Genomic DNA, 26,232 nt, shown 5'->3' with positions numbered 1-26,232 from the left:
CGCCCGCGCCCACGACCGACCGACCTTCCTCGTTCCACCGAAGTCGCTTCCGTCCACCCCTCCTCAACTCCCCGAGCCGGAAAGGCGAATGGCCATGGCCGACGCGCTGCTGTTCAACCCGCACACCTATGACCCGACGCACTTCGACCCCGAGACCCGCAGGCTGCTGCGCGCTACCGTCGACTGGTTCGAGCAGCGCGGCAAGCGCCGGCTCATCGAGGACTACCGATCGCGCGCTTGGCTGGCCGACTTCCTGGCGTTCTCCGCCAAGGAGGGCCTCTTCGCCACCTTCCTCACTCCGGCCTCCGCCGCCGGGGAGGACGAGGGCGACAAGCGCTGGGACACGGCGCGGATCGCCGCCCTCAACGAGATCTTCGGCTTCTACGGCCTCGACTACTGGTACGCGTGGCAGGTGACCATCCTGGGCCTCGGCCCGGTCTGGCAGAGCGACAACGCCGCCGCCCGCACCCGCGCGGCCGAACTCCTCGACCAGGGCGAGGTGTTCGCCTTCGGCCTGTCCGAGAAGACCCACGGCGCGGACATCTACTCCACCGACATGCTCCTGGAGCCCGACGGCGACGGCGGATTCCGGGCCACCGGCAGCAAGTACTACATCGGCAACGGCAACGCCGCCGGTCTCGTCTCCGTCTTCGGCCGCCGCACCGATGTGGAAGGCCCCGACGGCTATGTGTTCTTCGCCGCCGACAGCCGCCACGAGGCGTACCACCTGGTGAAGAACGTCGTCGACTCCTCGAAGTACGTCAGCGAGTTCCGCCTGGAGAGCTACCCGGTCCGCGCCGAGGACGTCCTGCACTCCGGCAGGGCCGCCTTCGACGCGGCCCTCAACACGGTCAACGTCGGCAAGTTCAACCTGTGCACCGCCTCGATCGGCATCTGCGAGCACGCGATGTACGAGGCCGTCACGCACGCGCAGAACCGCGTTCTGTACGGCCGCCCCGTGACCGCCTTCCCGCACGTGCGGCGAGAGTTGACCGACGCGTACGTACGTCTCGTGGGCATGAAGCTGTTCAGCGACCGGGCCGTCGACTACTTCCGCTCCGCGGGCCCCGACGACCGCCGCTACCTCCTCTTCAACCCCATGACGAAGATGAAGGTGACCACGGAGGGCGAGAAGGTCATCGATCTGATGTGGGACGTGATCGCGGCCAAGGGCTTCGAGAAGGACAACTACTTCGCCCAGGCCGCGATCGAGATCCGGGGCCTGCCCAAGCTGGAGGGCACGGTCCACGTCAACCTCGCCCTGATCCTCAAGTTCCTGCGCAACCACCTGCTGAACCCGGCGGACTACGCGCCCGTCCCGACCCGTCTCGACGCGTCCGACGACGCCTTCCTGTTCCAGCAGGGCCCGGCCCGCGGTCTGGGATCCGTACGCTTCCATGACTGGCGGCCCGCCTACGACGCCTACGCGGAGCTGCCCAACGTGGCCCGCTTCCGCGAACAGGCCGACGCGCTCTGCGAGTTCGTGACCACGGCCGCCCCCGACGAGGAGCAGAGCCGCGACCTCGACCTGCTCCTCGCCGTCGGCCAGCTGTTCGCCCTGGTCGTCCACGGACAGCTGATCCTGGAGCAGGCCCGCCTGACGGAGCTGGACGCGGACGTGCTCGACGAGCTCTTCGCCGTCCTCGTGAGGGACTTCTCCGCCCACGCCGTCGAGCTGCACGGCAAGGACTCCGCCACGTCGCAACAGCAGGCATGGGCGCTGGGCGCGGTCCGCCGCCCGGTCGTCGACGAGGCCCGCTCGGCGCGGGTCTGGGACCGCGTCGAGGCACTGTCCGGCACCTACGAGATGGCTCCCTGACCGACGCCCCTGTGGCCGGGCGGCCCCGCTGACGGCTGCCCGGCCGACGCCTCAGCCGAGGTGGGGGTAGTCCGGCAGGGTGATCGAGTTGGCCGCGCGGGCGAGCTCGTCGGGCGGGGTCCTGCGGAGGTCCGCCGGCCGGTTCTGGGCCAGCCGCTGGTTGGCCCGGACATAGTCCCGCGTCAGCTCCTGGTACCGGGCGAAGGCGGCGCGGTGGTCCTGGGGATGGTTCGCGAGCTCACCGGCGAGTACGTACGCGCCGACCATCGCGATGCTGGTGCCCTGACCCGATCGGGGCGAGGCGCAGTACCCGGCATCGCCGACGAGCCCGACGCGGCCGCTCGACCAGTGGTCGAGACGGACCTGGCTCATGGAGTCGAAGTAGAAGTCCGGCGCGTCCCGCATGCTGTCCAGCAGCCGCGGCGTCTCCCAGCCGACCCCGGCGAACCGCTCGGCGAGGATCGACTTCTGCTGAGCGAGATCGCGGTGGTCGTAGTCCAGCTCCGGGGAGTCGAAGAGCAGCATCGCGCGCGCCTCGGTGTTCTGCCGTGCGCTGTAGACGCCGACCAGCAGGTCGTCGCTGGTGTGGTACATCTGCCAGTGGTCGAGGTCCAGATAGTTCTCCACGCTGAAGATGGCGAGATAACTGCCCAGAAAACGAAGGAAGTCCGGCTCCGGACCGAACGCCAGCCTCCGGACCTGGGAGTGCAGTCCGTCCGCGCCGATCACCAGGTCGAAGCCGCGCGGACGTGCGTGGGCGAAGCGGACCTCGACGGTGTCCTCGTGCTGCTCGATGGACGTGATGACATCTCCGAACAGATACTCCGTGCCGTAGCGGCTCGCGTCGAACAGCAGGGTCGTCAGGTCGTCCCGCATGATCTCGACGTCGTCGTTGTCGATCAGGCCGCCGGTCAGAGTGGCCTCGGTGGACCGGGACAGCTCCTCGCCCCGGGCGTCCACGAAGGACATGCCCCGCATGTCGGTGGTGGCGGCCCGGACCTTGTCGAGCAGCCCCATCCGCTCCACGACGCCTAACGCCGAGCCGCGGATGTCGATGGCCTGCCCACCCCTGCGCAGCCCCGGCGCCCGCTCCACCACCGTGGGCGAGAAGCCGGCCCGCTGCAACCAGTGGGCGAGCGTGAGTCCCGCCACGCTGGCTCCGGATATGAGTACGCTCCCGCTGCTCATGGCTCTCCCGGTCTGCTGATGCGGATCGCTGACGTGCATCGCTGATGTGCGTCGCTGATATGTGTGGCGCGGCCCGTGCGCCGATGCCCGCGGACGCGCCGAGTCCGAGTCTTCGCAAGGGGGTGCCACGTCCGCAATGCACAGATCGGCAACGAATGGTTGCGTTCCGGGCAATCTGCTGCTGTGCCCGCGCAGGTGTCGGTACGTGACGGTCGACCTACGGTCAGGAGCCGTAGACGGCGGTGGCGATCCGGGCGAGCGAGTGGATGAGCGGGGTGGAGGCACTCTCGCGCCAGGTCAGCACCAGAAGGCTCGGGGGCATGTCGGTCAGGGGTACCACCGTCAGGCCCTCTCCCGGTGGGTGGTCCAGGGGCATCAGGCCGACCGTGCCGTTCCAGAGGACGGCCTGGCGGCACTCCTGGACGGCCCGTACTTCGGGTCCCTCGCGTGGCTCCCCGCCGTTCCAGTACGCCTGCCACAGCGGGTCGGTGCCTTCCGGGAAGACGAACCAGCGTCGATCGGCCAAGTCGGCCACGGAGATGGCCGGTTGAGCGGCCAGCGGGTCGTCGGTGCGCAGCAGTGCGCCCACCGGGTCGGCGCGGAGGCCGTGGACGGTCAGACCGGTCTCGTCGAACGGCCCCCGGGTCAGGGCGGCATCGACCGCCCCGGCGTGCAGCCCGCCGGTCGGATCGCTCAAGTCGGCCTCGCGCACCCTGACTTCGACGTGTGGATGCCGCCGACGGTAGGCGTCGGCGAGCCGTCTGACGCGCGGATCACCGCTGTCACCCAGGATGCCGAGGGTGAGGGTCGCGGTTCCGGCCGCCTCGGCCACGCGCTCGCGTGTCCGCTCCGCCCGGCGGAGCTGGGCCCGCGCCTCGGCGAGCAGCACCGCTCCCGCCGGTGTGAGCGCGACCCCCTGCGGGGAGCGGTCGAGCAGAGCGGCGCCGAGTCCGGTCTCCAGCTGTTTGATCGCCCGGCTCAGCGGCGGCTGGCTCATGTGCAGCCGCCGCGCGGCCCGGCCGAAATGGAGTTCCTCGGCGACCGCGACGAAATAGCGCAGCGTGCGTAGCTCCATGCTGCGACGATACCCGTCCGGTATCGGCACCACGAGACGGGTCTTGGACGGTCGTCGGGCCGCCGCGGTGCAATCGAGGCATGACCTACGAACCGCAGCACAGTGAACCGGCCGCCGATCCCGCCGTGTTGGTGGTCGGGCCGGACGACGGCGAGACGATCGTTCTGGGCACCACACGGCTGCGCCTCCTCGAAGACGGCAGCAACACCGGGCACCGACTCGGGATCGCCGAATCCGTGCTCGCCCCGCACACCCCCGGCCCGCCGCAGCACCGTCACGCCCAGCACGACGAGGGCTTCTACGTCATCTCCGGCACGGTGCGGTTCACCGTCCGGGACCGCGATTACGACGCCTGCGCGGGCGCCCTCGTGATGGTTCCGCCCGGAGCCCCGCACACCTTCGCCAATGTGACCGGTCAACCGGCCGTCATGCTCAGCACGTTCACCCCGGATCTGTACGTCCAGTACTTCCGGGACCTCCAGGAGATGATCGCGGGCGGTCGGGCGGTGACCCCCGAGGCGACGATCCGAACGATGAGCCGGTACGCCACGGAGCCCGCCGCCGACTTCGGCTGAGGGCGGGGCTCAGTAACCGCTCAGCAGGGTCCGGACCCTGAGCAGCTCCGCCGGCCCGGCCGAGCTGCGCCAGCGTGACGGGTCGGCCGGCCGGCGCCCCCAGAGCAGCAGGACCCGGGTGGCGGCGTCGCTCTCGATGGTGGCGGTCCCCTCGGGCGGGGCCAGGCGGATGCCGGTGCCCTCGGCGTCGGCCGTCACGACGACATCGTCGGTGCCGGGGCAGCGCAGCCGCCCCTCGATCCTGCCGTCGGGTCCCAGATCGAGGCCCTTGCTGCCTTTGGCCAGCAACGGCCGGCCCACGGACGCCACGCTGTGCTCGGTCATCCACGGCTCGGTGAGCGCCCGCTCCGCCGTTGGGTCGTCGCCGCTCAGGTCCCAGCGGTGCAGGATCAGCTCCTCCCGCATGTGTTCCGCGAAGAACGGCGCGTTCACCGAGCGCCCCGTCCACATGATCTCGATGTCGGGCGACAGATCGCGCTCGGCTGCCGCCGCGATGTCGGCGAGGTGCTCGCAACGGCTCAGGAACGCCGCCCAGAGATCGGAGTCGGACATCCGCCGGTAGGGCTCCTCCCGGTCGAAGCCCCGGGTCTCCACCGGCGAGCCCGCGAGAAACGCCTGGAGGACCCGGGCCAGTTCCTCGGCATTGCCCGTCTGGTGGGCCAGCACGTCCCGGACCGTCCATGCCTCGCACCAGGTGCCCTCGTCGGGCCGGTGGGCCCGCACCTCGTGGAGGAAGGGCGCGAGCTCGGGCAGCGTGTCATCGACGTGAGAGGGGATCACGTGCCACCGGTATCCCGGACGGGCGGTGCGCCAAACCGGTCGGCCCGAACGACGCCCGGTCGGCTGACGGCCCTCACGACCACGGCCCGGCACCTGCACCGTGGGGCGCGGCAAGGGCGATCGGTCCGTACGCACGCGCGATGTCATCACCCGATCGTGAGTTCCTCCGGCCGAGGGCCGGGTGCGCCGCGATTCTGGAAGGGATGGCATATGACGGACGGCGTCCGTCCGTGCCGCTGGTGATCCGGCCGGGCCGTGGGTGAGGGGAAGCCATGACAGGGGAAGCGGGACGACGTGAGGGCCTGGAGGAACAGGCGCTCTTATGCGCGGCGGGACTCGCCGATCTGGCGGTGAGCACACTGGGCTCGGCCCTGGGGGTCGTGCGGGGACTGCTGCGCCGCTCGGACGCCGCCGAACTGGCGGCGGACGCCGAGCACGAACTGCTGGCACGCGGCCGCCTGGTGATGGACCGGTACGCGGCCGTACCGCCCGCCCATCTGGAGGTGCTCGCCCGACACGCTCTGGCTCGGCGGGCCGGCGATGTCTGAGCGGTGGGATCCGGCCGCGTTCAAGGCGCGCGTCGACGAGGTACTGCGCCAATTCGTGGGCGCCGAGGCCGACCTGCTGTCGGCCGTCGACCCGCTACTCGCGCCGGTGGCACGTCAGTTGGAGGCGGCGGTGGCGGACGGCAAACGGCTGCGTTCGGCGTTCTGCTACTGGGGCTGGCGCGCGGTGGGGCAGCCCGACAGCGAGGCACTGGTGCGTGCGGCGGCAGCCATGGAACTGGTCCACGCCGCAGCCGTCGTCCACGACGACCTCATCGACGACAGCCCGTTGCGGCACGGCCGGCCCACCGCACACATCGCGTTGCGCGGAGCCGTGCGCCGGCGGCCACGAGCCGTCGCGGCCGCGAGATCGCTGGCGATGCTGGTCGGCGACCTGCTGATGTCCCTGGCCGGGCAGCTCTTCGCCACCAGCGGCCTGCCCGCCGCCTATCTGGCGCGGGCCCGCCCGCTGTGGTCGCTGCTCGCCCGGGACCTGATCGCGGGCGAGTGCCTGGAGATCCTGCGCACCGGCACCCAGCCGGACACCTCGGCGTCACTGAAGGTGATCCGGTACAAGACCGCCAAATACACCGTCGAACAACCCCTGTTGATCGGTGCCGCCCTGGCCGGGGCCGGCGAGCGGCTGAGACAGGGCTACTCCGCGTACGGGCTGCCGCTGGGGGAGGCCTTCCAGCTGCGGGACGATCTGCTCGGCCTGTTCGGCGACCCCGCGCGTACGGGCAAGGCCAACACCGACGATGTGCGCGGCCACCGCCCCACCGCTCTGCTGGCCGAGACCTGGCGCCTGGCCGACGACCGTCACCGGGAGCGCCTCGCCGCACTGCTCGGCCGCCGCGATCTGGACGAGGAAGGGCTGGCCGAGGTCCGTGCGGTGATGCGGGAGCTGAAGGCCCCCGACCGCATCGAGGTGATGATCGGCGAGCGGGTCGACGAGGCCCTCACCGTGCTGGACACCCTCAACGCGCCCGCGCCCGCCACCGCGGCCCTGACCGCGCTGGCACGCTCCGCCGCCATCCGTCTGTCCTGACCCCGCACGGCGGATCCGTGTGTGCCGCCCGAGGACGGACCCCGCCCGTCGTCGACGACCCGTGAAGGACGAGGAGACCTGTCATGACCTACACCGAGGCATCAATGGCCGCCCTGCGGCAGGCCGGTGACGAGCTCGCCGACGCCACCGTGGCCACGCTCTTCGAACGGGGAGAGGTGGGCAAGTTCAACACCCTGATGCGGTACGTCTCCACCGTCGGCGCGCCCCTGCCGGACGGGCTGCCGGATGTGGCGCGGGAGTATCTGCGGGTCACCAGTGTGCCGCCGGCCTGGGTGGACTGGGGCGAGATGGAGCGGGCCCGGCTGTTCTTCATCGACAACAACGTGCACATCTCGACCGCCCTGTCCTTCGCCTCCATGCCGGCCTGCTACGTCGTCCCGCACGTGGCGAAGCTCCTGTCGGCCACGCACGGCCTCAAGTACCCCTCCAAGCGCATGGCGGAGACGGGTCAGTTCACGGTCTATCTGATGCGGCCCGACGCCTTCGAGGCGGGCAGCCGGTTCATCCCCGCAGCCCAGAAGGTCCGTCTCCTGCACGCCTCCATCCGCCACCACCTCAGGCGCGAGAACCGCTGGGACACGGAGGCGCTCGGCACGCCGATCTGCCAGGAGGACATGATCGGCGGGCAGATGTTCTTCTCCCTGCTCGTCCTGGACAGCCTGCACCGGCTCGGCATCCACATGTCCACGGAAGGCGCCGAGGCGTACTACTACGCCTGGCGCGTGGTCGGCGCGATGCTCGGCATCGACCAGGACGCCGTCCCCAAGTCCCTCGACGAGGCACGGGAGTTCCTCGATCTGTACATGCTGCGGCACATGGCGCCGTCCGAGGAGGGTGCCGAGCTGACCCGGCAGCTCATCGACCTCTACGAGGAGATCGTGCCCGGCACCTTCTTCGACCCGATCGTCTCCGCGCTCATCCGTCATCTCGTCGGCGACACCTGTGCCGACTGGCTCCAGGTCCCGCGCACTCGCTGGGACACCGTCGTCAAGGCGGTGCCGCACCTCCTGGGCGTACTGGAGACGATCGAGGACCGCTCCCCGCTCGGGGCCTGGGCGCTCGACCGCATCGGCCACCTCACCGCCGTCCTCGAACTGTCCTCCCTCACCCGGGGCCGCGTCATGCACTACGCCATCCCGGAGCAGCTCAAGAAGGACTTCGGGGTCGACGGATCGGTACCCCGCACCCACCGGTGGACGCCTCCGCCCGCCACGGTCGCCCCCTGACCGGGCCGACGCGTTCGCGATGTGTCACCGGATGTCGCACCAGGCGATCGCGTCCTCCACCAGGCTGCCCAGAACCAGTCGCCCCGCGTGCTCGGCCACCCCGGTGGCCATGCGGAACTGCCGCTCCGTATCGGCCAGTTGACGTATCCCGCGACCCTGGACGTCGACCTCCACCACGCCGGCGGCGTGCGCGGGCAGGGGCGGCAGCAGCCGGAGGACGGCGGCCGCCGCCCGGCGCACCGGGGGAGCGGTCCGGTGCAGCCAGTCCAGCGGCGGGGCGGGCGGTCCGGCGAGCGCGACCCAGAATCCGCCGCCCGGGCTGCGGGCCATGTTGTCGGGGAAGCCCGGCAGGTCCTGTGCGAACGCGTCGTGGTGGCCCGCCTCGGGACCGGTCAGCCAATAGCGAGTGAGCCTGCGCGCGCCGGTCTCGGCCACCACGACGAACGACTCGTCGGGTGCGAGAGCCACGCCGTTCGCGAACTGGAGCCCGTCGAGCAGCACTTCGGGCTCGCCGCCCGGCGCCAGGCGCGCGAGCAGGCCGGTCGGCCGGTGCTCCACGATGTCGCTGGGCCAGTCGGCAAGCCCGTACCGGCGGCTGGACACCGTGAAGTAGACGGTGTGGTCGGAGGCCGCCGCCGCGTTGCTGCAGAACCGCAGCGGTTGCCCGGCCACGGAATCGGCCAGCACGTCGAACCCGGGTGTGCCGTCGGGATCGAGCCGGAGCAGTCCCCGTTGCGCGTCGCACACCAGCAGCTTCCCGTCGCTGAGGACGTCGAGCCCGAGCGGCCGCCCCCCGGTGCGGCCGACCTCGATCACGCGGGCGCGGCCGCCGGGACGCTCGGGCAGGTCGATCCGTAGGAGGCGGCCATCGCCAAGGCCGACGAGCACCCGTCCGGCGTGGTCGAAGACGACGTCCTCGGGGCCTGTGCCGTCGAGCTCGATGCGGTGCAGTCGCGGCAGCGGGGTGGGCCCACGGCGCCGGCGGCTCATGCGCCGACCCTGCCCGGGCGGGCCCGAAGCGGGTGCTCCGGCTCTTCGGCGGGGAGCGGGGCGACGGCCGCGCCGAGGAGGGCGACCGGGGAGGCCGGGCTGAGCGCGGGATGGGCGGTGGGGTCGGTTACGGTCGGGACGGTTACGGTGGGAGTCGGCATGGCAGCCCTTCTCGTCGCAAACAGGGGACCGGGCTTCGCACGCGTATCGTCGCGGGTCTCCGCCCGTCTCGGTGCCTCTGTGGATCTTCCCGGGTACGAGCCTGCGGCACGGGTGACCGCTCCCGGCCCCGGAAAACCCGTCGCGAGGCGACGTGGACCCCGCCGCGGCGGGGCGAGGACGGCCATGGCGGAGCTGCCGGGAATCCGATCCAAGTCTTGGCGAATGGATCGGTGAGTTCGGGGCAGACGCGAAAAGAATGTTCTTTGTACGGGGGACGAGGAGGGGAGTGGCTGTGACTGCCGTAGCGACTGCGACGATGAGGACCGCTGAGCCGGAGACCGGACACGAGGTGTCGGCGCTTCCGGTGATCGAGGACCCGGCGCGCGTGGCTCCTCGCGATGCGCGGGCGCTGTCCCGGCAGTTCTTCGAGCGCCTCGCGGTCCTTGAGGAGGGCACGGCCGAATACCAGTACGCGCGCAACACCCTGATCGAGATGAACATGTCCCTCGTGCGGTTCGCCGCCCGTCGCTTCCGCAACTTCGCGGACGAGATGGAGGACGTGGTCCAGGTCGGCATGATCGGCCTGATCAAGGCGATCGACCGGTTCGAGCTCTCTCGTGAGACGGAGTTCGCGACCTTCGCGGTGCCCTACATCGTCGGCGAGATGAAGCGCTTCTTCCGTGACACCACCTGGGCCGTCCACGTGCCGCGACGCCTTCAGGAGCGTCGTAGCGAGCTGGCCCGGGCTCGCGAAGAGCTCGAAAGCCGCCTCGACCGCTCGCCCACCGTCAAGGAACTCGCCGCCCTCATGGATCTGAGCGAGGACGAGGTCGTCGAGGCCCAGATGGCGGCCAACGGCTACAACTCGGCCTCCCTGGACGCCGCGCTCTCGGGGGACGAGGAGGGCGGGGAGGCGGCCCTGGCGGACTTCATCGGCGCCGAGGACCCCGCGATGGACCTGGTGGAGAACTTCCAGAGCCTCGCCCCGCTGATGGCCGCACTCTCGGACCGGGAGCGCCTGTTGCTCCAGCTGCGATTCGGTGAGGAACTGACGCAGAGCCAGATCGGCGAAGAGCTGGGTGTTTCCCAGATGCAGGTTTCCCGGCTGCTTTCGCGTACCGTCGCCAAGCTGCGCGCCGGAATGCTGGAAACCGCCGCACCCGTCACTGCCTGAAGGCCCGGACGGGGCAGAGGAAAAGAAATAGAGCCGACCAGGTCCTGAATCAAGCTCCATGCTGATTCTTCCTGTCGGCTTCTTTTCGTCTTCCGCCACTTTCGTTGTCCTGCGTCGGCGAGGACGGCAAAGGCATACGCGGGGCGACGGGACGCGCAGGATGAGGAAGGCATACGCCGGACGAACATACGGCAGCCGAAGGCATACGGCAGGGGCCGGACCCGCTGAAGGGTCCGGCCCCTGCCGTCGGGTGACTCGGCTACCAGCGGTACCAGCGACCGCTGCCGCCCCGGGGGCGGGCGACGAAGCCGACGAGCCACACCACCAGGACCACGATGGCCACCCACCAGAGAATCTTGAGGGCAAAGCCCGCGCCGAAAAGGATCAGCGCGAGCAGCAACACGAGAAGAAGGGGAACCATGGCTATCGACCTCCAGTCCACCGTGTGCCCGAAAGGCACCCGTCACGCACTCGAATCGGCTTGATACATATTCCCTGGCTCCAGCACGCGAATCGTCTGACCGTCCGGAAGTCTGGCGCAATCCCGTACGCTTGAGGAAGGCGGCGGACATCCTTCGGGCCCCTGCGGTTTGGATCGGCCGAATGCGGCGAGGAGTACTGCTGTCGCAGTTTGGCGTCGATTCGTGGGAGTGGTTGTCGTGTCCGGTGAGGAAAAGGGCAAGTCGAAGGTCGAGCAGGCCAAGGGCAAGGTCAAGGAGGCCGCCGGCCGCGCCGTCGGCAACGAGCGTCTTGAGGCCGAGGGCCGTGGCGAGCAGGCCAAGGGTGACGCCCGCCAGGCCAAGGAAAAGATCAAGGACGTCTTCAAGCACTGAAGGGCGCCTTCAAGCACTGACCGAGTGCGCTGACCGATCCGGTCAGGACGCGGGTGCGGGGCCAACCGGAACTTCCGGTTGGCCCCGCACCCGTTTTCGTCCCGTCGTCGTACGCGCATCCGTGGCGGCACCCCGGATGCGGTCGCCCTCGGGACGGGCCGGGGCGGAAGTGGCGGCAGCCGCCTACGCCCCTCCGTAAGGCCGGCGCAGGGCCAGAGCGAGACGGCCCTTGCGACCCCAGGTGACCTGGAAAAGGACGAACAGGGCGAAGATCGCGGTGGACGACCTCGTGGGCTCCGGCGTCGCCGAATTCCTTGATGAACATGTCAGGCAGATGGAGTCCATCACGCCTCCGGAGGGCGAGCGAGCCCTCGATGCCGTCCGACTGGCGTCAGGCGGGCTCGACAGCTTGCATGAGGCGCTGGAAGGCCGTCATGCATTGCAGACAGTGGTGATCGGTCTGGGTGTCCTCGACGGGTTCGAGGGGCTGGCCGCACAAGGTGGCGCGCTGGTCGTGGGCGACGACGTGCCACACCCGGCGGGTGCCGGTAACGGCCGTGCCGACGTGCATTTCGTACATGGCAGTCCTCCTACAGGGGAGCACTCCACAGCACCATCCCCGGGAGCCCCACGCCCGTCCAGGACGCTATTCGGGTGAATCCCGCGCCGCCGCGGTTAGCTCGCGGGCGCCGGCCCGGGAGGGCGGTCCGGGATGCCGATCGGGGCCGGGCCCGGACGTCAGAAGATCACCGTGCACCACCGGTTGAAGCCCACCTCCGCGGCGCCCGGTCCGTGCTGCGTACGCGCGTCAGCAGGCGGCGGCCTCTCGCCTCGGGGGGAGCCGGCATCGGCCTCCTTCGGCGGGGCGGGACGACGCTTCGCCGGGCGCGGGCCTTTGATCCGATGAGCGCACTCTTCCATGGAGGGGGAAACGAGCGACCGCCCCGGAGGATGCGCCGCGCGCGTACGGCGCCCGGGATGCACCCGCGCGCCCCCTGGAGGCGCTGGCGGTGTGACTGTCATCCGATTCGCTCGTTTGAAGGGCAAAGGCCACAACGTCCGCCCCGGAGAAGGTGTTCCACCATGCCAGCCCCACAACGCGAGCGTCATCCCTGTCCTGCCGGTCCGGTGCCCGCGCTCGGCCAGGCGGAGGCGACGCTCGTCGAGCACTACCCCCGGCTCGTCCGGCTGGCCTACCTCATCCTTCCGCCTCGGCTCGGGCGCCATCGGCGGGTGCTCGCCGCCCACGGCGTGGTACAGAACGCGCTGCCCGCCCGCCCCGCGCCGATCAAGCAGGGGCGGGTGCCCGCACCGCGCGACGACCGGGCCACCCCGGCCCTCGGCTGGATCGTGCGGCGCGTGGTGAGCGCCGCCCTGTCGTACGAGGGCGCAGCCGCCCGCTGGCGCCGGGCGGTGCGGCCGGCACTGCCCGCCGTGTGGGGGCTGAGGCTGACGCCCCGGATCGGCGGCGCTGACGAACTGGCCCTGGAGCAGCAGTTGGCGACCGTACCCGCCGGGGTGCGGGCGGCCTTCGTGCTCCAGCACCTGGAGGGGTACGCCCCGGACACCGCCGTCGAACTCCTGGCGGCGGCCGGAGTCCCGGACCCGGAGGCCGCGCTGCGCGCCGCCGAGGCGCTCGGGCCGCAGGACGGCACCCGGGCGGGGCTGCTGCTCGACTCCGTCGAATTCGACCCGTGCACGGTGCAGGCCCGGCCAACGGACCTGCTGCGGCGTCGCCATTGGCGGCGGTGGGGGGCGGCCGGCGCCCTCTTGGTCGCGGTGATGCTGACCGTGGGCCAGAGCGGCAAGGACCCGGCGTCGCCCGATCTCACCGGCCGCTCCGGCGCCGGAGTCGCGATGGTCGATCCGGCGTCCCTGGGGCGTGCCCCGGGCGCGGCCTGGCAGTCGAGCTCGCGCATCGACTTCACGGTCTGGCCCGCGCGCGGCAGCCTCGTCCAGGACCGTGCCCTGCTGGGCCGCGCGCTGCGCGCCTGGGCACGGCCGGGCACCGACGTCCGCGTATCGGCCGCGCCCAGGACCGGGACGGGCCCCACATCGGCGTCGCCCCAACTCCTCTACGCGGGACGGGTGGACGACACCGACGTGGTCCTGCTCTACGACGGCCAGCGGATCGTGCGCTACGCGGAAACCACCGGCCGCCCGTCCGAACTGGGCTTCTCGCGCGCCGACAACGCCGATGTCACCACGGCGGCCGCGCTGGTCCTCGTCCGGACCGAGCACCAGACCCGCTTCCTGTTCGCCCCCTGGATCGCCGAGTCGACCACGCGCGACCTGCTCGCACCCGACAGCCCGGCCCGCCCGCTGCACGTGGCCGGCGACGGCGTCAGCGACGCGGTCGCACGCCCCGACCTTGCCGGGCCGTGCGCCAACTGGCCCGTCCTGCAACTGCGTTCGTCCGAGCGCATCGCGGAGAAGCACGCCTTCCTGCTCACCGACCTCGGTGATCCGTCGCCCGTCCACCTCACCTACACGCCGCCCCCCGGAAGCGGCGCCCCGGCACGTCAACCCCGCGAAGCGACGAGTACGGCAGCGCTGGTGAGCTGGTCCCACGCGGCCTGTACGTTGCGGTCCGCGGCCGGGGGTGGCGTACGGGCGGTCAACAACTGGGTGTTCGCCGAACAGCAACTGCCGGAGAACGCGGGCCAGGCGGAGTGGCTGTGTTCCCGGGCCGACACCTGGAACGGGCCCGGGCGGGCCGTCGTACGGTTCCAGCCGCCCACGACGGCGGCACGCGAGCCAGGCACCCTGATCGCCGACGCGCGCGACACCTCGTACTGCAGCCGCTTCAACCAGCACATCCTGGCCGACGCCCGATGGAGCGCGCCCTCGGGCACCCAGTACCTCCTCGCCGCCGGAAGCCGTGCGGTCACCCGGATCGCCGTGACGGGGCAGGTGCGCGCGGACGGTACCGGCACGACGCTCGCCGTCAAGGCGGCGCCGGGCCAGTCGGCTGACATCAGCGGAGTGCTCAGCACCGGAAGGACGCTCGGCGCCGTTCATGGGTGACGGCGGCGAGCGCGCGGGCAGGTGGGAAGCGCGGCGTGAGGCGTGACACGGATCTCCCAACCCGTGTCACGCCCCCTCCACAGCGGCCGCCGGCCCTCTGCCCAGCGGCTGACCCGGGCCCCTCAGCCCCGGTCGTACGGGTGGAACCCGCGGCCGCTCTTGCGGCCGAGCAGCCCGGCCTCCACCATGCGTTGCAGCAAGGGCGGCGGCGCGTAGAGGGGTTCCTTGAACTCTTCGTAGAGGGACTGCGCGATGGCGGCGACCGTGTCCAGGCCGATCAGGTCGGCCAGCTTGAGCGGACCCATCGGGTGGGCGCAGCCGAGCTCCATGCCCGCGTCCACGTCGGCGGGGGTGGCGAAGCCGGCCTCCGTCATGCGGATCGCCGACAGCAGGTAGGGCACGAGCAGCGCGTTGACGACGAACCCCGCCCGGTCCCGGGAGCGTACGACCGTCTTGCCCAGGGTGTGCTCGGCGAACTCCGCCACGGCATCGGACGTCCGTGACGTCGTGTGCAGCGAGGAGACGATCTCGACCAGGGGTAGTACGGGCACGGGGTTGAAGAAGTGCAGCCCCAGGACGCGGTCGGCTCGCCGGGTGGCCATGCCCAGGCGCATGACGGGGATGGAGGAGGTGTTGGTGGCGAGGATCGCGGAGGGATCCTCGACGATCTTGTCCAGCTTGGCGAAGATCTCCGTCTTGGCCTCGATGTTCTCGACGACGGCCTCGATGACGAGCTGACGGTCCGCCAGGTCTTCGAGGCTGCTGGTGAAGGCCAGGCGGTCCATTGCCTCTTCGGCAGAGACGCGGTCCAACTTCCCACGCTGTACGGCACGTTCGAGCGACACCGCGATCCGCTCACGGGTCGACAGGGCGGCGACCCCGTCGGCCTCGCACACGACGGTGTCGAGACCCGCGCGGGCGCACACTTCGGCGATACCGGCGCCCATCTGTCCGCCGCCCACCACTCCGATCCTGCTGATGGCTCCGGTCATGACTGTCCTTCCGGGCGGTGCACGAGGTGACGGGTGTAGGCGTCGGTGGTGAAGAAGCCGGGCAACTCCCTCGCCATCGCCGTTCGTTCGAAGAGCTCACGAAGGGCGTCGGAGGTCGGCCGGGAGAGCTCCGGTTCCAGGAGGGCGAGTTCGGCCTCCACGAGCCGCACGACCGTGGAGCGCTCGACCACCCGGTGCCGCAGCCACTGCCAGATCTGCGCCCGTGCAATCTCGGCCGTGGCGGCGTCCTCCATCAGCCCGTCGATGGCCACGGCTCCCCGGCCGCCCAGCCAGGCGGCGTAGTAGCGCAGGGCGACCGCCACGTTGGTCCGGACGCCCTCGGGGGTGGGCGGGGCGCTGGTGCGGCGCACGGAAACCAGGTGGGCGGCCGTGACCTCGACGTCGTCGCGGGTGCGTTCGAGCTGATGCGGGCGGGCGCCGAGCACCTCGTCGAAGACCTCGCGGAGGACCGGTACGAGCGCCGGATGGGCGATCTGGGAACCGTCGAAACCGTCCTCGGCCTCACGTTCCTTGTCGAGCCGGACCGCGGCGAGTGCCGCCTGGTGGGCCCCCGCGTCCTCGCTCGGCACCTGGGCGGCCATGCCGCCGATGGCGTGCGCGCCCCGCTTGTGGCAGGTGCGCACCAGCAGATCGGTGCAGGCCCGCATGAAGGACGCGGTCATGGTGACCTGCGCCCGGTCCGGCAGCAGGAAGTCGGTGCGGTGGCCGAAGGTCTTGATCAGGCTGAAGAGGTAGTCCCAGCGGCCGGCCTTCAGCCCCGCGCTGTGTTCACGCAGCTCGTAGAGGATCTCCTCCATGGCGACCGCGGCCGTGACGGTCTCGATCGGGACGGTCGCGCGTACGGTGCCGCGGGGAATACCGAGACGCCCCTGGGCGACGACGAAGATGTCGTTCCACAGCCGGGCCTCGTCACGGCTCTCCAGCTTCGGCAGGGAGAAGTACGGCCCGTGGCCGGCGTCGATCTGCCGCTGGGCGCAGTGGAAGAAGTAGAGCCCGAAGTCGACGAGGGAGGCGGGCGCGGGGCGGCCGTCGAACTCCAGGTGCTCTTCGGCCAGGTGCCAGCCCCGGGGGCGCACGACGATGGTCGCGAGCTGCTCGCCGAGCCGGTAGTGCTTGCCCTCGGGGGTGGTGAAGTCGATGCGGCGCTCGATCGCGTCGAGCAGGTTGAGCTGGCCGTCCACGATGTTGGCCCAGGTGGGCGAGGTGGCGTCCGCGAAGTCCGCCATCCACACCTGGGCGCCCGAGTTGAGGGCGTCGACCGCCGTGCCGCGCTCCGGCGGGCCGGTGATCTCCACCCGGCGGTCGGTCAGACCGGGCGCCGGGGGCGCCACCCGCCAGGACTCGTCCGCGCGGATGCGGGCGGTGGCGACGGAGAAGCCGAACGGCGAGCCCGAGGCCAGCCGGGACGCCACCCGCCCGCGTTCCCTGAGGATGTGGAGGCGACGGTCGCCGAACTCGTCGACGAGCAGGCCGAGGAACTCCAGCGCCTCGGGCGTGAGGATCTCGTCGTGCCGGTGTCCCGGGGTGCCGAGGACCCGGGCACGGACGGTCGGGGCGGAGAGGGTCATGCGGGTCTCCTCAGCGGGGAGGGGCAGGGAGGGGCGGGGCCGGACGGAGACGGTCGTGCGGCCCCGCCCCTGGACACGGGGACGGCGGGTCGTGCGGCGGGAAGAAGACGGCACGCCCCGGGACACGGGGACGGCGGGTCGTGCGGGGGAGGAGGGCGGCGCGCGCCTCCTAGTGGAACTGCTCCTCCTCGGTGGAGCCCGTCAGGGCCGTGGTGGAGGAGGCCGGGTTGATGGCCGTGGAGACCTGGTCGAAGTAGCCGGTGCCGACCTCGCGTTGGTGCTTGACGGCGGTGAAGCCGTGCTCCTGAGCGGCGAACTCCCTTTCCTGGAGGTCGACATAGGCGGTCATGCCGTGCTCGGCGTAGCCGCGGGCCAGGTCGAACATCCCGTGGTTGAGGGAGTGGAAGCCGGCCAGGGTGATGAACTGGAAGCGGTAGCCCATGGCGCCCAGCTCGCGCTGGAACTTGGCGATCTGGTCGTCGTCCAGGGACGCCTTCCAGTTGAAGGAGGGCGAGCAGTTGTAGGCCAGCAGCTGGTCCGGGTGCTCGGCGTGGATGGCCTCGGCGAACTCGCGGGCTTGAGCCAGGTCCGGGGTGCCCGTCTCGACCCAGATGAGGTCGGCGTACGGGGCATAGGCGAGGCCTCGGGCGATGACGGGGGCCATGCCGTTGCGCACCCGGTAGAAGCCTTCGGCCGTGCGCTCGCCGGTCACGAACGGCGCGTCGCGCTCGTCCACGTCGCTGGTCAGCAGGTTGGCCGCCAGGGCGTCGGTGCGGGCGACGATCAGGGTGGGCACGTCGGCGATGTCGGCGGCGAGACGTGCCGCGTTGAGGGTGCGGATGTGCTGGGAGGTGGGGACGAGCACCTTGCCGCCGAGGTGACCGCACTTCTTCTCGGAAGCCAGCTGGTCCTCGTAGTGGATGCCGGCGGCACCGGCCGTGATCATCGCCTTGGTCAGCTCGAAGGCGTTGAGCGGGCCGCCGAACCCGGCCTCGGCGTCGGCGACGATCGGGGCCAGCCAGTCGGTGGTGTCCGTGCCGCCCTCGGCGGTGGCGATCTGGTCCGCGCGCAGCAGCGCGTTGTTGATCCGACGCACCACCTGGGGAACGGAGTTGGCCGGGTAGAGGCTCTGGTCGGGGTAGGTGTGTCCGGCCTGGTTGGCGTCGGCGGCCACCTGCCAGCCGGACAGGTAGATCGCCTGGAGCCCGGCCTTCACCTGCTGGACGGCCTGGCCGCCGGTGAGCGCGCCGAGCGCGTGGATGTAGTCCTGCTCGTGGAGCTGCCGCCACAGCCGCTCGGCGCCGCGCCGGGCGAGGGTGGCCTCCTCGCGGACGCTGCCGGAGAGCCGCACCACGTCCTCCGCGGTGTAGGTGCGGTCGATCCCCTTCCACCGAGGGTCGCTCGCCCACCGCTGGGCCAGTTCCGCGGCCGCCGCTGTCGTCGTGTCTGCCTGTGCCATGACCGTCTCCCGAGGAATCGTGAACTGCGGTTCGTGAACTGTGCGAATGGGCGGCACCGGGTGCCGTAATGATGTTGGGATGGCGGCCCGTCGTACCCCTGGTCGGCCATCCGGGCAATGGTGCGGAGCTGGGCGGAGGGAGCCGGGATCTCCGGCGTCAGGGCTTGATCCGTGCCCCGGTTGGTTCCACTCCGCCCGACGGAGTCCGGCGGGCCGCGTAACGACTCTGGCACTGGCACTCAGTGCCATCAAGCGGGGAAAGCTGCCAAGTTCTGCGCATCTTCTCTTCGCCCTTTGCCAACCTTGTCAAGGCACCGACCGGCACCCTGGCGGCTACGATCGCGGGCAGTGCCGACGATCGTGACTACACGGGAGCCACGGGTGAACAAGACGTACGCGGGGGCGCGGCTGCGCCGGCTGCGCGAGGACCGGCGGATGAGCCAGGTCGACCTGGCCCGCACCCTGGCCATCTCGCCGAGCTATCTGAACCAGATGGAGCACGACTCCCGGCCGCTGACCGTGCCCGTACTGCTCCGTCTGACCGAGGCCTTCGGCGTCGATCCGGGCTTCTTCTCGGAGCGCGACACCAGCCGTCTGGTCGCGGACCTGCGGGACGCCCTCACCGGCGAGGTCTCCACGGGCCTGGTGTCCTCGTCCGACCTCGCCGACCTGGCCGCGCGCATGCCCGCGGTAGCCACGGTCCTCGTCGAACTGGGGCGCCGTAACCAGCACTTGACCGAGCAGCTCGCCGAGGTCGCGGAGGGTCGGGGGGCGGGTACGGTGGCCCAGCCGCGTTCCCCGCACGAGGAGATCCGCGAGTTCTTCTACCGCCGGCAGAACTACCTCCACGACATCGATGTCGCTGCCGAGGAGCTGGCGGCCGAGACCGGTGTACGCCCCGGGGAAGTCCTGCGCGTGCTCTCCGCCCGCCTCGGTGAACGGCACGGCGTACGGACGGCCACGGACTCCGAGCGTCTCCTGCACCACTACGATGCCACCGCGCGCGTCCTGCACCTCTCCGGCCGACTGCGCCCGGGCCAGCAGGCGTTCCGGATGGCGACCCAACTCGCCCTGCTGGAGCACGGGGACGGGATGTCGGCGCTGGCCTCGGAGGACTTCGACGAGGAATCCGTCGCGTGGCCGCTCGCCCGCATCGGCATCGCCAACTACTTCGCGGCGGCGCTGATCCTTCCCTACCGCCGCTTCCACGCGGCCGCCGAGGAATCCCGCTACGACATCGAGCGCCTCACCGACCACTTCGGCCTCGGATACGAGACGATCTGTCACCGGCTCAGCACCTTGCAGCGCCCCCGGCTGCGCGGGGTGCCCTTCTCCTTCGTGCGGGTCGACCGGGCCGGCAACATGTCCAAGCGCCAGTCCGCCACCGCCTTCCACTTCTCGCGGGCGGGCGGCACCTGCCCGCTGTGGAACGTGTACGAGGCCTTCGCCGCCCCCGGCCGCATCCACGTCCAGGTCGCCGCGATGCCGGACGGCCGGCGCTACCTGTGGACCGCGCGGGCGGTCTCGCGGCACCGGGGTGGCTGGGGCGAGCCGGGCAAGACCTTCGCCATCGGGCTGGGCTGCGAACTCCGGCACGCCTCACGGCTGGTGTACTCCGAGGGGCTCGACCTGGACAACGCCTCCGCGGCCGTTCCCATCGGCATGGGCTGCCGCCTGTGCGAACGCACCGACTGCCCCCAGCGTGCCGTGCCGCCCCTGGACCGGCGCCTGGCCATCGACGAGAACAGCAGCACGTTCGTCCCCTACCCGGTGGCGGACGTGTCAGCCGGCGGCCTGTGACGCGGTTCCCGGCGCGTGGAGCCGGGCGCGCCGTACGACGGGGACCGAGAGGCCGAGCAGCGCGGCGAGCAGACAGATCGCGTCGCAGCCGACGAAGAACATCTCCGCTCCCCACAGGGCCACCGTGATGCCGACCGCCGGGAAGAGCACGGGGGCGAGGCCGAGCGTGCGGAGGGTGGTGACCGAGGTGACGCGTCCGAGGTAGCGGGGGTCGGTTTCCGTCTGGACCAGCGCGCCGCTCAAGGTCGTTGTGAACCCACTGGTCAGGCCGATCAGGGAGCCGCATGCCACGGCGACGGGCAAGGAGGGCGCGTGCCCCAGCGCGACCGCTCCCGCGGCGGTGACGAGCAGCGCGCCGCTCATCGCATCGGTGCCAGGGCGCCCCGGAGGCAGGCCGCGCCCCGGTCCAGGGGCACGGCCGACCGCTCAACGCCCGTACGCCGCCGGTGAGATGGATCTCGCCGGTGTCGTGACATGACCCCGCACGCCCTGCCGTATCACCCACCGCTCCAGCTCCACCACGTCCGCCCCGTCGAGCAGGGCCGGGTCGATCGTGCTGCGGATCTGGTGCGGTATCCCGGCGTCGAGGAGCAGGCGCAGGCTGCGCGCGGCCGGGGCCGCGCTGTTGGCGACGCCCGTGACCTTCTCGTACGCGGAGGGCGCGGCCTTCACGTCGAAGCCCACCCAGTCGAGCAGGCCCGCCGAGAGGAGCCGTGCGAAGCGGCGCGGGTAGGCGCCGCCGGTGTGCAGGCCGGTCTCGAAGCCGAGCGCCCTCGCCTCACGCAGTGCGTCGGCCAACCCCGGCTGGAGGAGGGGTTCGCCGCCCGAGAGGACGATGCCGTCCAGGAGCCCGCGGCGGCGGGCGAGATGGGACGTCACCGTCTGCCAGGGGACGACGGCCGCCGAGCGGGGCGGCAGGAGTCCGGGGTTGTGACAATAGCCGCACCGCCATGGGCAGCCCTGGCAGAAGACGGTGGTGACCAGGCGGCCCGGCCAGTCGCAGCTGGAAAGCCGTGACCAGCCACCGATCCGTATCACGCCGTCGTCCCCGCGCCGTCGCGGGGATCCGCGCCCTCGCCGGGCCCCGCACCCTCGCGAAAGTGGACCCGCTCGGCGTGCTCGCCCTTCTTGCCGATGTTGAAGGAGGCGATCGGGCGGTGGTAGCCCATGACGCGTGTCCATACCTCGCACATGGCTTCACACTGGGGGCAGTTGATGTGCTCGCCCGACAGGTATCCGTGCGCGGGGCAGATCGAGAACGTCGGCGTCACCGTCAGGTACGGCAGCGAGAACCGTTCGAGGGAGCGGCGGACGAGGTTGCGGCAGGCCTCCCCGGTGGAGACGCGCTCCGACATGTAGAGGTGGAGTACGGTGCCGCCGGTGTACTTGCCCTGCAACTCGTCCTGCATCTCCAGCGCCGTGAACGGATCGTCGGTCCAACCGACCGGCAGCTGTGAGGAGTTGGTGTAGTAGGGGTGCTCGTCCGAACCTGCCTGGAGAATGCCGGGGAAGCGCTTGCGGTCCTCCTTCGCGAACCGGTACGTCGTTCCCTCTGCCGGGGTCGCCTCCAGGTTGTAGAGGTGCCCGGTCTGCTCCTGGAACTCGATCATCGTGGCCCGCACATGGTCGAGCAGCCGCACGGCCAGGGCGTGTCCCGCGGCGGTGGTGATGTCGTGGGTGTCGTACGTGAAGTTCCGGATCATCTCGTTGATCCCGTTCACGCCGATGGTGGAGAAGTGGTTGCGCAGGGTGCCGAGGTAGCGCTTGGTGTAGGGGTAGAGCCCGCCGTCGATCAGGTCCTGGACGGTGACGCGTTTGATCTCCAGGCTGGTGCGGGCGAGTTCGAGGAGCCGGTCGAGCGCGGTGAACAGGCCGTCCTCGTCACCGGCGTGGACATGGCCCAGCCGGGCGCAGTTGACGGTGACGACGCCGAGGGAGCCGGTCTGCTCGGCGCTGCCGAACAGTCCGTTGCCGCGTTTGAGCAGCTCGGTCAGGTCCAGCTGGAGCCGACAGCACAGGGAACGGATCTGGTGCGGCCGGAGGTCGGAGTTGATGAAATTCTGGAAGTACGGCAGCCCGTACTTGGCGGTCATCGCGAACAGCCGGTCGGCGTTCTCGCTCTCCCAGGGGAAGTCCCGGGTGATGTTGTAGGTGGGGATGGGAAAGGTGAACACCCGCCCGGCGGCGTCGCCTTCGGTCATCACCTCGATGTACGCGCGGTTGATCAGGTCCATCTCGGCCTGGAGGTCCCCGTAGCGGAAGTCCATCTCGACGCCGCCGATCACGGGCACCTCCGCACGCAGATCGACCGGGCAGGTCCAGTCGAAGGTGAGGTTGGTGAACGGCGTCTGGGTGCCCCAGCGCGAGGGCACGTTGAGGTTGTGCACCATCTCCTGGACGCACTGCCGGACCTCGTAGTACGTCATGGCGTCCTTGCGGACGAACGGAGCCATGTACGTGTCGAACGAGCTGAAGGCTTGGGCGCCGGCCCACTCGTTCTGGAGCGTGCCGAGGAAGTTCACGATCTGGCCGGCCGCGGCGGAGAAGTGGCGCGGTGGCCCCGAGTCGATCTGGCCGGGCACTCCGTTGAGACCCTCGGTGATCAGGGTGCGCAGCGACCAGCCCGCGCAGTAGCCCGCGAGCATGTCGAGATCGTGGATGTGGAGGTCGCCGTCGCGATGGGCGCGCCCGACCGCCTCTGGATACACCTGGTCCAGCCAGTAGTTGGCGATGACCTTTCCCGCGGTGTTGAGGATCAGGCCGCCGAGCGAATAGCCCTGATTGGCATTGGCGTTGACCCGCCAGTCGCTGCGGTCCAGATATTCGGTCACGGAATCGACGGCGTCGACGACAGTCACGTCAGCCCTCCCACGAGGCGTCGGAACGTTCTCCGGGCGTGAGTACGCGCGGATGTGTGCCGGCAGGTATCGGACTCGCGGGTTGTGCGCGTGCGGATGCGCGTACGCACCCGGCCGTCGTTCCCACTCACCGTTGCGGGGCAGTCCCGGATTCCCACCGGGTTCCCTCTTGCCTCGACGCGCGGCATCGGCCGCGGCCGTCGAACCGGCAGAACGAAACACTACATCTGCGATGGGATGCGATATCCCGACACGAGATGTTGTGTGACCTTGGTCCCGTATGTGGGGCCATAGGGAAGGGACTTCGGTCTCGGCGGGCGGCGGTGACGGCTACTGCCCATCGCGGGTCATGGTCCGCCGAACCGCCGAACCGCCGAACCGCCGAACCGCCGAGCGCTTGCGCGGTGAGTCAGGCGACGAGCGAGGCGACCGCCTTGTCCACCGGAACGCTTCCGCCGATCAGCTCCAGGGTCTGCCCCGCGGTGCCGGGCTCATGAAGCAGGGCGGCCAGCACGGAGGCCACGTCGTCGCGGGTGACGGCCCCTCCTCCGGTGGACTCGGCGAGGGTCACCAGGCCCGTGCCCGGCCCGTTGGTGAGCTGGCCCGGACGAAGGATCGTCCAGTCGAGCCCGGCCCGCGCCTGGACATCCGCGTCGGCCGCGGCCTTGGCGTACAGGTAGGCGGCGAATACGGAGGCGGAACCGCGGGGCGCGGGCGCGTTCCGGGCGCCCAGCGCGGACACGACGATGAAGCGCCGCACCCCGGCGGCCTCCGCGGCGTCCGCGAACAGGGAGCATGCCGCACGGTCCACAGTGTCCTTGCGGGCCACTCCGCTGCCCGGGCCGGCGCCGGCCGCGAACACGGCCGCGTCCGCGCCCTCCATGTGCGGGGCGAGCTCATCGAGGGACGCCGACTCCAGGTCGCACACGACGGGTTCGGCGCCCGCCGTCAGCAGATCGCCTGCCTGCTCCGCTGTGCGGATGATCCCCGCGACGTCGTCTCCGCGTGCGTGCAGCAGCCGTTCGAGCCGCAGTGCGATCTGACCGTGACCACCAGCGATAACAATGCGCATGTCACCGACCCTAGGCGCCGAGCCCGGTCCGCGCCGGGAAATCACCGATCCTCCATGTCCCCTTGGTCCCTCCTGCCCCGATGGCACTGGTGCGGGGCGCAGACGGGGGGGGGTGGTTCAGGCGGGCAGGCCGGCCAGCCAGTCGGTGAGGAGCCGGTTGACCTCGGCCGGACGTTCCTGCTGGATCCAATGGCCGCAGTCGTCCAGAACATGGGAGGCGACCAGCCCCGGCAGGGTGTCCGGGTATGCCTTGATCGCATCGGCCAGCCATGTCGTGGACGCGTCGCGGGCACCGCCGATGAACAGGGACGGCTGGGTGATGGGGGCGCCGTCGTAGGCGGCGAAGTCCTCCCAGTCGCGGTCCATGTTGCGGTACCGGTTGAGGGCCGAGGCGAGACCAGTGCGCTCGAACTCGCCGACGTAGAAGTCGAGTTCACGCTCCCCGAGCCAAGTGGGCACCCTGCCGGCGGGGAAGCGCTCGCGCAAGGTGCCGTTCCTGCTGACGAAGTGTGGGTCCGGGGCGCCGGGAGCCGGCATCGTGTCCGCGGACAGCGCCGCGTAGAAACCCGTGAGCCAGCCGCGGACATCCGGCTCGATCTCTGCCTCCGCGCGGCCCGGCTCCTGGAAGTACGAGACGTAGAACTCCTGGTCTCCTCCCATGCCGTTGAAGAGCTCGCTGGGGCGCGGCCCGCCGCGCGGCGCGTAGGGAACGCTCAGCAGCCCCACCGCGCGGAAGACCCCCGGGTGGGACAGGGCGGAATTCGCCGCGATGGCCGCGCCCCAGTCATGGCCGACGATCACCGCCGACTCCTCGCCCAGGGCCCGGACCACCGCGAGGTTGTCCTGGACCAGATCGACCATCCGGTACGCGGATGCGGCGGCCGGTTTGGAGGAGCGGCCGTAGCCGCGTACGTCGAGGGCGACCGCGCGGAATCCCGCCGCCGCGAGCACGGGCAGCTGATGACGCCAGGAGTACCAGGATTCCGGGAAGCCGTGAACGAGCAGCACCAAGGGCCCGGTGCCCTGCTCCACGAGATGGATCCGGCCGGCCGGGGAGGGGACCGATCGATGGGTGACCTCCGCGCTGTGCTGCGCCATGCGTTCCCTCCGGGACCGTTGATCGATGCGAGCCGGACGCGGCCCGGGCTCGCCGTTCGACTGGTTCAACGCGGATCACGCGCCGATAGTGCCGGGGCGGGGAACGGGCCGCCAGGACGTTCTTCGGAACACGCGGGAGTTCGGTGAGGGGTTCCCCCAACCGCCGCCGTTGGGGGGTCAGTTGGCGGCTCTCTTCACCTCAGCCCCAGCTGCTGCTGACAGGCGCGTACCACCGCAGGGTCGAAGCCGGTGCCCTTGGCCCAGGCGCAGACCTGACCTGGGTCGTAACGGGGGCGGGGCTGTTCGCGGTGGTGGTGCGGCGGGATCGCGGGCGCGGGGTGCCGGGCGGCGGCCCGGCGCTGGACCGGGGTGCGGTGAGCCGAGGCCGCCGTGTCGGGGCGCGGGCGGTCCGGGGCCGGCCCGTCCGGCGGCTGGACGGCGCCCGAGCCGCGGGTGGTGGGCGCCGAGCCGGTCGCCGGGGCCAGGGCTTCGCGGGCGGGCCACTGCTCCGGCCCGGGCGACACGGCGGTGAGGCGGCCGCCTTCCGGCTTCAGCTGTCGGTCGGGTTGCCCGGGCTTGGAGGTGACCGAGACACAGCCGGTGGCGAGCAGCCCGGCGCACACGACGAGCAGCAGACGGGGCCTGGCCATCAGGACGTCCCACCGGGGAGCGCCGCTACGACCATGGCCGGGCCCGCCGCCGCGCCCCCTGCCTGCCGGACGACAAGGACGGCCGAGGCCGTCGTCCTGACGCTGGTCGTGGCACGGATGGTCGTCCTGGCAGACATGCGCATGAATACCCCTCGTCGAAGCTCTCCCGTACTGGGTGAACTTCGTAGCGGGCGGCCGAGACGGAAGTCGAGCCGAGCGGAGATCCGTTCATCCCTGAGCGTGAGAAACGT

Annotated in this window: 25 protein-coding genes and 1 riboswitch; of the genes, 9 read left to right on the top strand and 16 right to left on the bottom strand. The window is 70.9% G+C overall.

Going from position 1 to position 26,232, the window contains the following annotated elements:
* The first annotated feature begins 94 nt into the window (after positions 1-94).
* The gene (locus tag ACFYNP_RS25550) at positions 95-1,819 is read left to right on the top strand and encodes an acyl-CoA dehydrogenase family protein (RefSeq protein WP_388788511.1); all 1,725 of its coding nucleotides are present in this window, start codon (positions 95-97) and stop codon (positions 1,817-1,819) included.
* Positions 1,820-1,870: 51 nt separating this feature from the next.
* On the opposite strand, the gene ACFYNP_RS25545 is transcribed toward ACFYNP_RS25550, so the two are convergent.
* Positions 1,871-3,007, bottom strand: a complete 1,137-nt coding sequence (locus ACFYNP_RS25545) for an FAD-dependent monooxygenase (RefSeq protein WP_388788508.1) — start codon at positions 3,005-3,007, stop codon at positions 1,871-1,873.
* 223 nt (positions 3,008-3,230) lie between these two features.
* On the bottom strand, positions 3,231-4,082 hold the full coding sequence (locus ACFYNP_RS25540; RefSeq protein ID WP_388788505.1) for a LysR substrate-binding domain-containing protein: 852 nt from the start codon (positions 4,080-4,082) through the stop codon (positions 3,231-3,233).
* 80 nt (positions 4,083-4,162) lie between these two features.
* On the opposite strand from ACFYNP_RS25540, the gene ACFYNP_RS25535 reads away from it, so the two are divergent.
* Positions 4,163-4,657, top strand: a complete 495-nt coding sequence (locus tag ACFYNP_RS25535; protein WP_388788502.1) for a cupin domain-containing protein — start codon at positions 4,163-4,165, stop codon at positions 4,655-4,657.
* Between the two features lie 9 nt (positions 4,658-4,666).
* Here the strand turns inward: ACFYNP_RS25535 and ACFYNP_RS25530 are convergent, their stop codons facing one another.
* Complete coding sequence (locus ACFYNP_RS25530; RefSeq protein ID WP_388788499.1) at positions 4,667-5,437, bottom strand: maleylpyruvate isomerase N-terminal domain-containing protein; 771 nt, start codon at positions 5,435-5,437, stop codon at positions 4,667-4,669.
* A gap of 272 nt (positions 5,438-5,709) precedes the next feature.
* Here ACFYNP_RS25530 and ACFYNP_RS25525 point away from each other — a divergent pair, with 272 nt between their 5' ends.
* The 3 genes from ACFYNP_RS25525 (at position 5,710) to ACFYNP_RS25515 (ending at position 8,277) form a co-directional block, all read left to right on the top strand.
* Positions 5,710-5,985, top strand: a complete 276-nt coding sequence (locus ACFYNP_RS25525) for a polyprenyl synthetase (protein ID WP_388409079.1) — start codon at positions 5,710-5,712, stop codon at positions 5,983-5,985.
* On the top strand, positions 5,978-7,030 hold the full coding sequence (locus ACFYNP_RS25520) for a polyprenyl synthetase family protein (protein WP_388409076.1): 1,053 nt from the start codon (positions 5,978-5,980) through the stop codon (positions 7,028-7,030). The genes ACFYNP_RS25525 and ACFYNP_RS25520 overlap by 8 nt, the downstream gene beginning before the upstream one ends.
* Positions 7,031-7,113: 83 nt before the next feature.
* Positions 7,114-8,277 carry an oxygenase MpaB family protein gene (locus ACFYNP_RS25515; protein WP_388788496.1) on the top strand — a complete coding sequence of 388 codons (1,164 nt, stop codon included), beginning with the start codon at positions 7,114-7,116 and terminating at the stop codon, positions 8,275-8,277.
* A gap of 24 nt (positions 8,278-8,301) precedes the next feature.
* Here ACFYNP_RS25515 and ACFYNP_RS25510 read toward each other — a convergent pair whose 3' ends face one another.
* Entirely contained in the window at positions 8,302-9,267 is a 966-nt protein-coding gene (locus tag ACFYNP_RS25510) for an SMP-30/gluconolactonase/LRE family protein (RefSeq protein WP_388788493.1), read from the bottom strand.
* A complete protein-coding gene (locus ACFYNP_RS25505; RefSeq protein WP_388788490.1) occupies positions 9,264-9,428 on the bottom strand; it encodes a hypothetical protein in 165 nt (54 codons plus the stop codon). The genes ACFYNP_RS25510 and ACFYNP_RS25505 overlap by 4 nt, the downstream gene beginning before the upstream one ends.
* A gap of 317 nt (positions 9,429-9,745) precedes the next feature.
* Between ACFYNP_RS25505 and ACFYNP_RS25500 the strand changes: the two genes are divergently transcribed.
* A complete protein-coding gene (locus ACFYNP_RS25500) occupies positions 9,746-10,603 on the top strand; it encodes a SigB/SigF/SigG family RNA polymerase sigma factor (protein ID WP_388788487.1) in 858 nt (285 codons plus the stop codon).
* Positions 10,604-10,862: 259 nt separating this feature from the next.
* Here the strand turns inward: ACFYNP_RS25500 and ACFYNP_RS25495 are convergent, their stop codons facing one another.
* A complete protein-coding gene (locus ACFYNP_RS25495; protein WP_100573438.1) occupies positions 10,863-11,024 on the bottom strand; it encodes a hydrophobic protein in 162 nt (53 codons plus the stop codon).
* 238 nt (positions 11,025-11,262) lie between these two features.
* On the opposite strand from ACFYNP_RS25495, the gene ACFYNP_RS25490 reads away from it, so the two are divergent.
* Complete coding sequence (locus ACFYNP_RS25490; RefSeq protein WP_100573672.1) at positions 11,263-11,436, top strand: CsbD family protein; 174 nt, start codon at positions 11,263-11,265, stop codon at positions 11,434-11,436.
* A gap of 391 nt (positions 11,437-11,827) precedes the next feature.
* Here the strand turns inward: ACFYNP_RS25490 and ACFYNP_RS25485 are convergent, their stop codons facing one another.
* Entirely contained in the window at positions 11,828-12,016 is a 189-nt protein-coding gene (locus tag ACFYNP_RS25485; RefSeq protein WP_388409063.1) for a hypothetical protein, read from the bottom strand.
* A gap of 503 nt (positions 12,017-12,519) precedes the next feature.
* On the opposite strand from ACFYNP_RS25485, the gene ACFYNP_RS25480 reads away from it, so the two are divergent.
* Complete coding sequence (locus ACFYNP_RS25480; RefSeq protein WP_388788484.1) at positions 12,520-14,463, top strand: hypothetical protein; 1,944 nt, start codon at positions 12,520-12,522, stop codon at positions 14,461-14,463.
* Between the two features lie 122 nt (positions 14,464-14,585).
* Here ACFYNP_RS25480 and ACFYNP_RS25475 read toward each other — a convergent pair whose 3' ends face one another.
* The 3 genes from ACFYNP_RS25475 to aceA all read right to left on the bottom strand — a co-directional run bounded on the left by ACFYNP_RS25475 (position 14,586) and on the right by aceA (position 18,503).
* Positions 14,586-15,455, bottom strand: coding sequence for a 3-hydroxybutyryl-CoA dehydrogenase (locus ACFYNP_RS25475; protein WP_388788481.1), 870 nt, complete (start codon positions 15,453-15,455; stop codon positions 14,586-14,588).
* Entirely contained in the window at positions 15,452-17,044 is a 1,593-nt protein-coding gene (gene aceB, locus ACFYNP_RS25470; protein ID WP_388788479.1) for a malate synthase A, read from the bottom strand. Before aceB ends, ACFYNP_RS25475 begins: the two co-directional genes overlap by 4 nt.
* 169 nt (positions 17,045-17,213) lie before the next feature.
* Positions 17,214-18,503 (bottom strand): isocitrate lyase, encoded by a 1,290-nt coding sequence (aceA, locus tag ACFYNP_RS25465; RefSeq protein ID WP_388409051.1) that lies wholly within the window; start codon positions 18,501-18,503, stop codon positions 17,214-17,216.
* Between the two features lie 381 nt (positions 18,504-18,884).
* Between aceA and ACFYNP_RS25460 the strand changes: the two genes are divergently transcribed.
* Positions 18,885-20,303: a short-chain fatty acyl-CoA regulator family protein gene (locus ACFYNP_RS25460; RefSeq protein ID WP_388788477.1), complete on the top strand. Its 1,419-nt coding sequence runs from the start codon at positions 18,885-18,887 to the stop codon at positions 20,301-20,303.
* Here ACFYNP_RS25460 and ACFYNP_RS25455 read toward each other — a convergent pair.
* The 6 genes from ACFYNP_RS25455 to ACFYNP_RS25430 all read right to left on the bottom strand — a co-directional run bounded on the left by ACFYNP_RS25455 (position 20,286) and on the right by ACFYNP_RS25430 (position 25,981).
* A complete protein-coding gene (locus ACFYNP_RS25455) occupies positions 20,286-20,666 on the bottom strand; it encodes a hypothetical protein (protein WP_388788474.1) in 381 nt (126 codons plus the stop codon). The two genes, ACFYNP_RS25460 and ACFYNP_RS25455, sit on opposite strands and share 18 nt — an antisense overlap.
* Positions 20,667-20,729: 63 nt before the next feature.
* Positions 20,730-21,341, bottom strand: coding sequence for an anaerobic ribonucleoside-triphosphate reductase activating protein (locus ACFYNP_RS25450; RefSeq protein WP_388409044.1), 612 nt, complete (start codon positions 21,339-21,341; stop codon positions 20,730-20,732).
* A complete protein-coding gene (locus ACFYNP_RS25445) occupies positions 21,338-23,161 on the bottom strand; it encodes a ribonucleoside triphosphate reductase (RefSeq protein WP_388788472.1) in 1,824 nt (607 codons plus the stop codon). The genes ACFYNP_RS25450 and ACFYNP_RS25445 overlap by 4 nt, the downstream gene beginning before the upstream one ends.
* A gap of 43 nt (positions 23,162-23,204) precedes the next feature.
* Positions 23,205-23,386, bottom strand: a riboswitch (cobalamin riboswitch).
* A gap of 184 nt (positions 23,387-23,570) precedes the next feature.
* Entirely contained in the window at positions 23,571-24,233 is a 663-nt protein-coding gene (locus ACFYNP_RS25440) for an NAD(P)H-binding protein (protein WP_388788470.1), read from the bottom strand.
* A gap of 117 nt (positions 24,234-24,350) precedes the next feature.
* The gene (locus ACFYNP_RS25435; protein WP_388788467.1) at positions 24,351-25,331 is read right to left on the bottom strand and encodes an alpha/beta fold hydrolase; all 981 of its coding nucleotides are present in this window, start codon (positions 25,329-25,331) and stop codon (positions 24,351-24,353) included.
* Positions 25,332-25,525: 194 nt separating this feature from the next.
* Positions 25,526-25,981, bottom strand: coding sequence for a hypothetical protein (locus ACFYNP_RS25430; protein ID WP_388788465.1), 456 nt, complete (start codon positions 25,979-25,981; stop codon positions 25,526-25,528).
* Between the last annotated feature and the right edge of the window lie 251 nt (positions 25,982-26,232).

The organism is Streptomyces sp. NPDC006691 (assembly GCF_042869955.1).
Classification (GTDB): Bacteria; Actinomycetota; Actinomycetes; order Streptomycetales; family Streptomycetaceae; genus Streptomyces.
Note: the sequence above shows the minus strand (reverse complement) of the source record. Positions and strands in the feature narration are given on the sequence as shown.

What these genes read in the sequence shown, in the direction of transcription:
- ACFYNP_RS25455 (WP_388788474.1), bottom strand. Translation starts at nt 20,666, where the DNA reads ATGAGCGGCGCGCTGCTCGTCACCGCCGCGGGAGCGGTCGCGCTGGGG.
- ACFYNP_RS25550 (WP_388788511.1), top strand. Translation starts at nt 95, where the DNA reads ATGGCCGACGCGCTGCTGTTCAACCCGCACACCTATGACCCGACGCAC.
- ACFYNP_RS25475 (WP_388788481.1), bottom strand. Translation starts at nt 15,455, where the DNA reads ATGACCGGAGCCATCAGCAGGATCGGAGTGGTGGGCGGCGGACAGATG.
- aceB (WP_388788479.1), bottom strand. Translation starts at nt 17,044, where the DNA reads ATGACCCTCTCCGCCCCGACCGTCCGTGCCCGGGTCCTCGGCACCCCG.
- ACFYNP_RS25540 (WP_388788505.1), bottom strand. Translation starts at nt 4,082, where the DNA reads ATGGAGCTACGCACGCTGCGCTATTTCGTCGCGGTCGCCGAGGAACTC.
- ACFYNP_RS25485 (WP_388409063.1), bottom strand. Translation starts at nt 12,016, where the DNA reads ATGTACGAAATGCACGTCGGCACGGCCGTTACCGGCACCCGCCGGGTG.
- ACFYNP_RS25480 (WP_388788484.1), top strand. Translation starts at nt 12,520, where the DNA reads ATGCCAGCCCCACAACGCGAGCGTCATCCCTGTCCTGCCGGTCCGGTG.
- ACFYNP_RS25520 (WP_388409076.1), top strand. Translation starts at nt 5,978, where the DNA reads ATGTCTGAGCGGTGGGATCCGGCCGCGTTCAAGGCGCGCGTCGACGAG.
- ACFYNP_RS25495 (WP_100573438.1), bottom strand. Translation starts at nt 11,024, where the DNA reads ATGGTTCCCCTTCTTCTCGTGTTGCTGCTCGCGCTGATCCTTTTCGGC.
- ACFYNP_RS25525 (WP_388409079.1), top strand. Translation starts at nt 5,710, where the DNA reads ATGACAGGGGAAGCGGGACGACGTGAGGGCCTGGAGGAACAGGCGCTC.
- aceA (WP_388409051.1), bottom strand. Translation starts at nt 18,503, where the DNA reads ATGGCACAGGCAGACACGACGACAGCGGCGGCCGCGGAACTGGCCCAG.
- ACFYNP_RS25505 (WP_388788490.1), bottom strand. Translation starts at nt 9,428, where the DNA reads ATGCCGACTCCCACCGTAACCGTCCCGACCGTAACCGACCCCACCGCC.
- ACFYNP_RS25500 (WP_388788487.1), top strand. Translation starts at nt 9,746, where the DNA reads ATGAGGACCGCTGAGCCGGAGACCGGACACGAGGTGTCGGCGCTTCCG.
- ACFYNP_RS25545 (WP_388788508.1), bottom strand. Translation starts at nt 3,007, where the DNA reads ATGAGCAGCGGGAGCGTACTCATATCCGGAGCCAGCGTGGCGGGACTC.
- ACFYNP_RS25515 (WP_388788496.1), top strand. Translation starts at nt 7,114, where the DNA reads ATGACCTACACCGAGGCATCAATGGCCGCCCTGCGGCAGGCCGGTGAC.
- ACFYNP_RS25510 (WP_388788493.1), bottom strand. Translation starts at nt 9,267, where the DNA reads ATGAGCCGCCGGCGCCGTGGGCCCACCCCGCTGCCGCGACTGCACCGC.
- ACFYNP_RS25435 (WP_388788467.1), bottom strand. Translation starts at nt 25,331, where the DNA reads ATGGCGCAGCACAGCGCGGAGGTCACCCATCGATCGGTCCCCTCCCCG.
- ACFYNP_RS25430 (WP_388788465.1), bottom strand. Translation starts at nt 25,981, where the DNA reads ATGGCCAGGCCCCGTCTGCTGCTCGTCGTGTGCGCCGGGCTGCTCGCC.
- ACFYNP_RS25535 (WP_388788502.1), top strand. Translation starts at nt 4,163, where the DNA reads ATGACCTACGAACCGCAGCACAGTGAACCGGCCGCCGATCCCGCCGTG.
- ACFYNP_RS25440 (WP_388788470.1), bottom strand. Translation starts at nt 24,233, where the DNA reads ATGCGCATTGTTATCGCTGGTGGTCACGGTCAGATCGCACTGCGGCTC.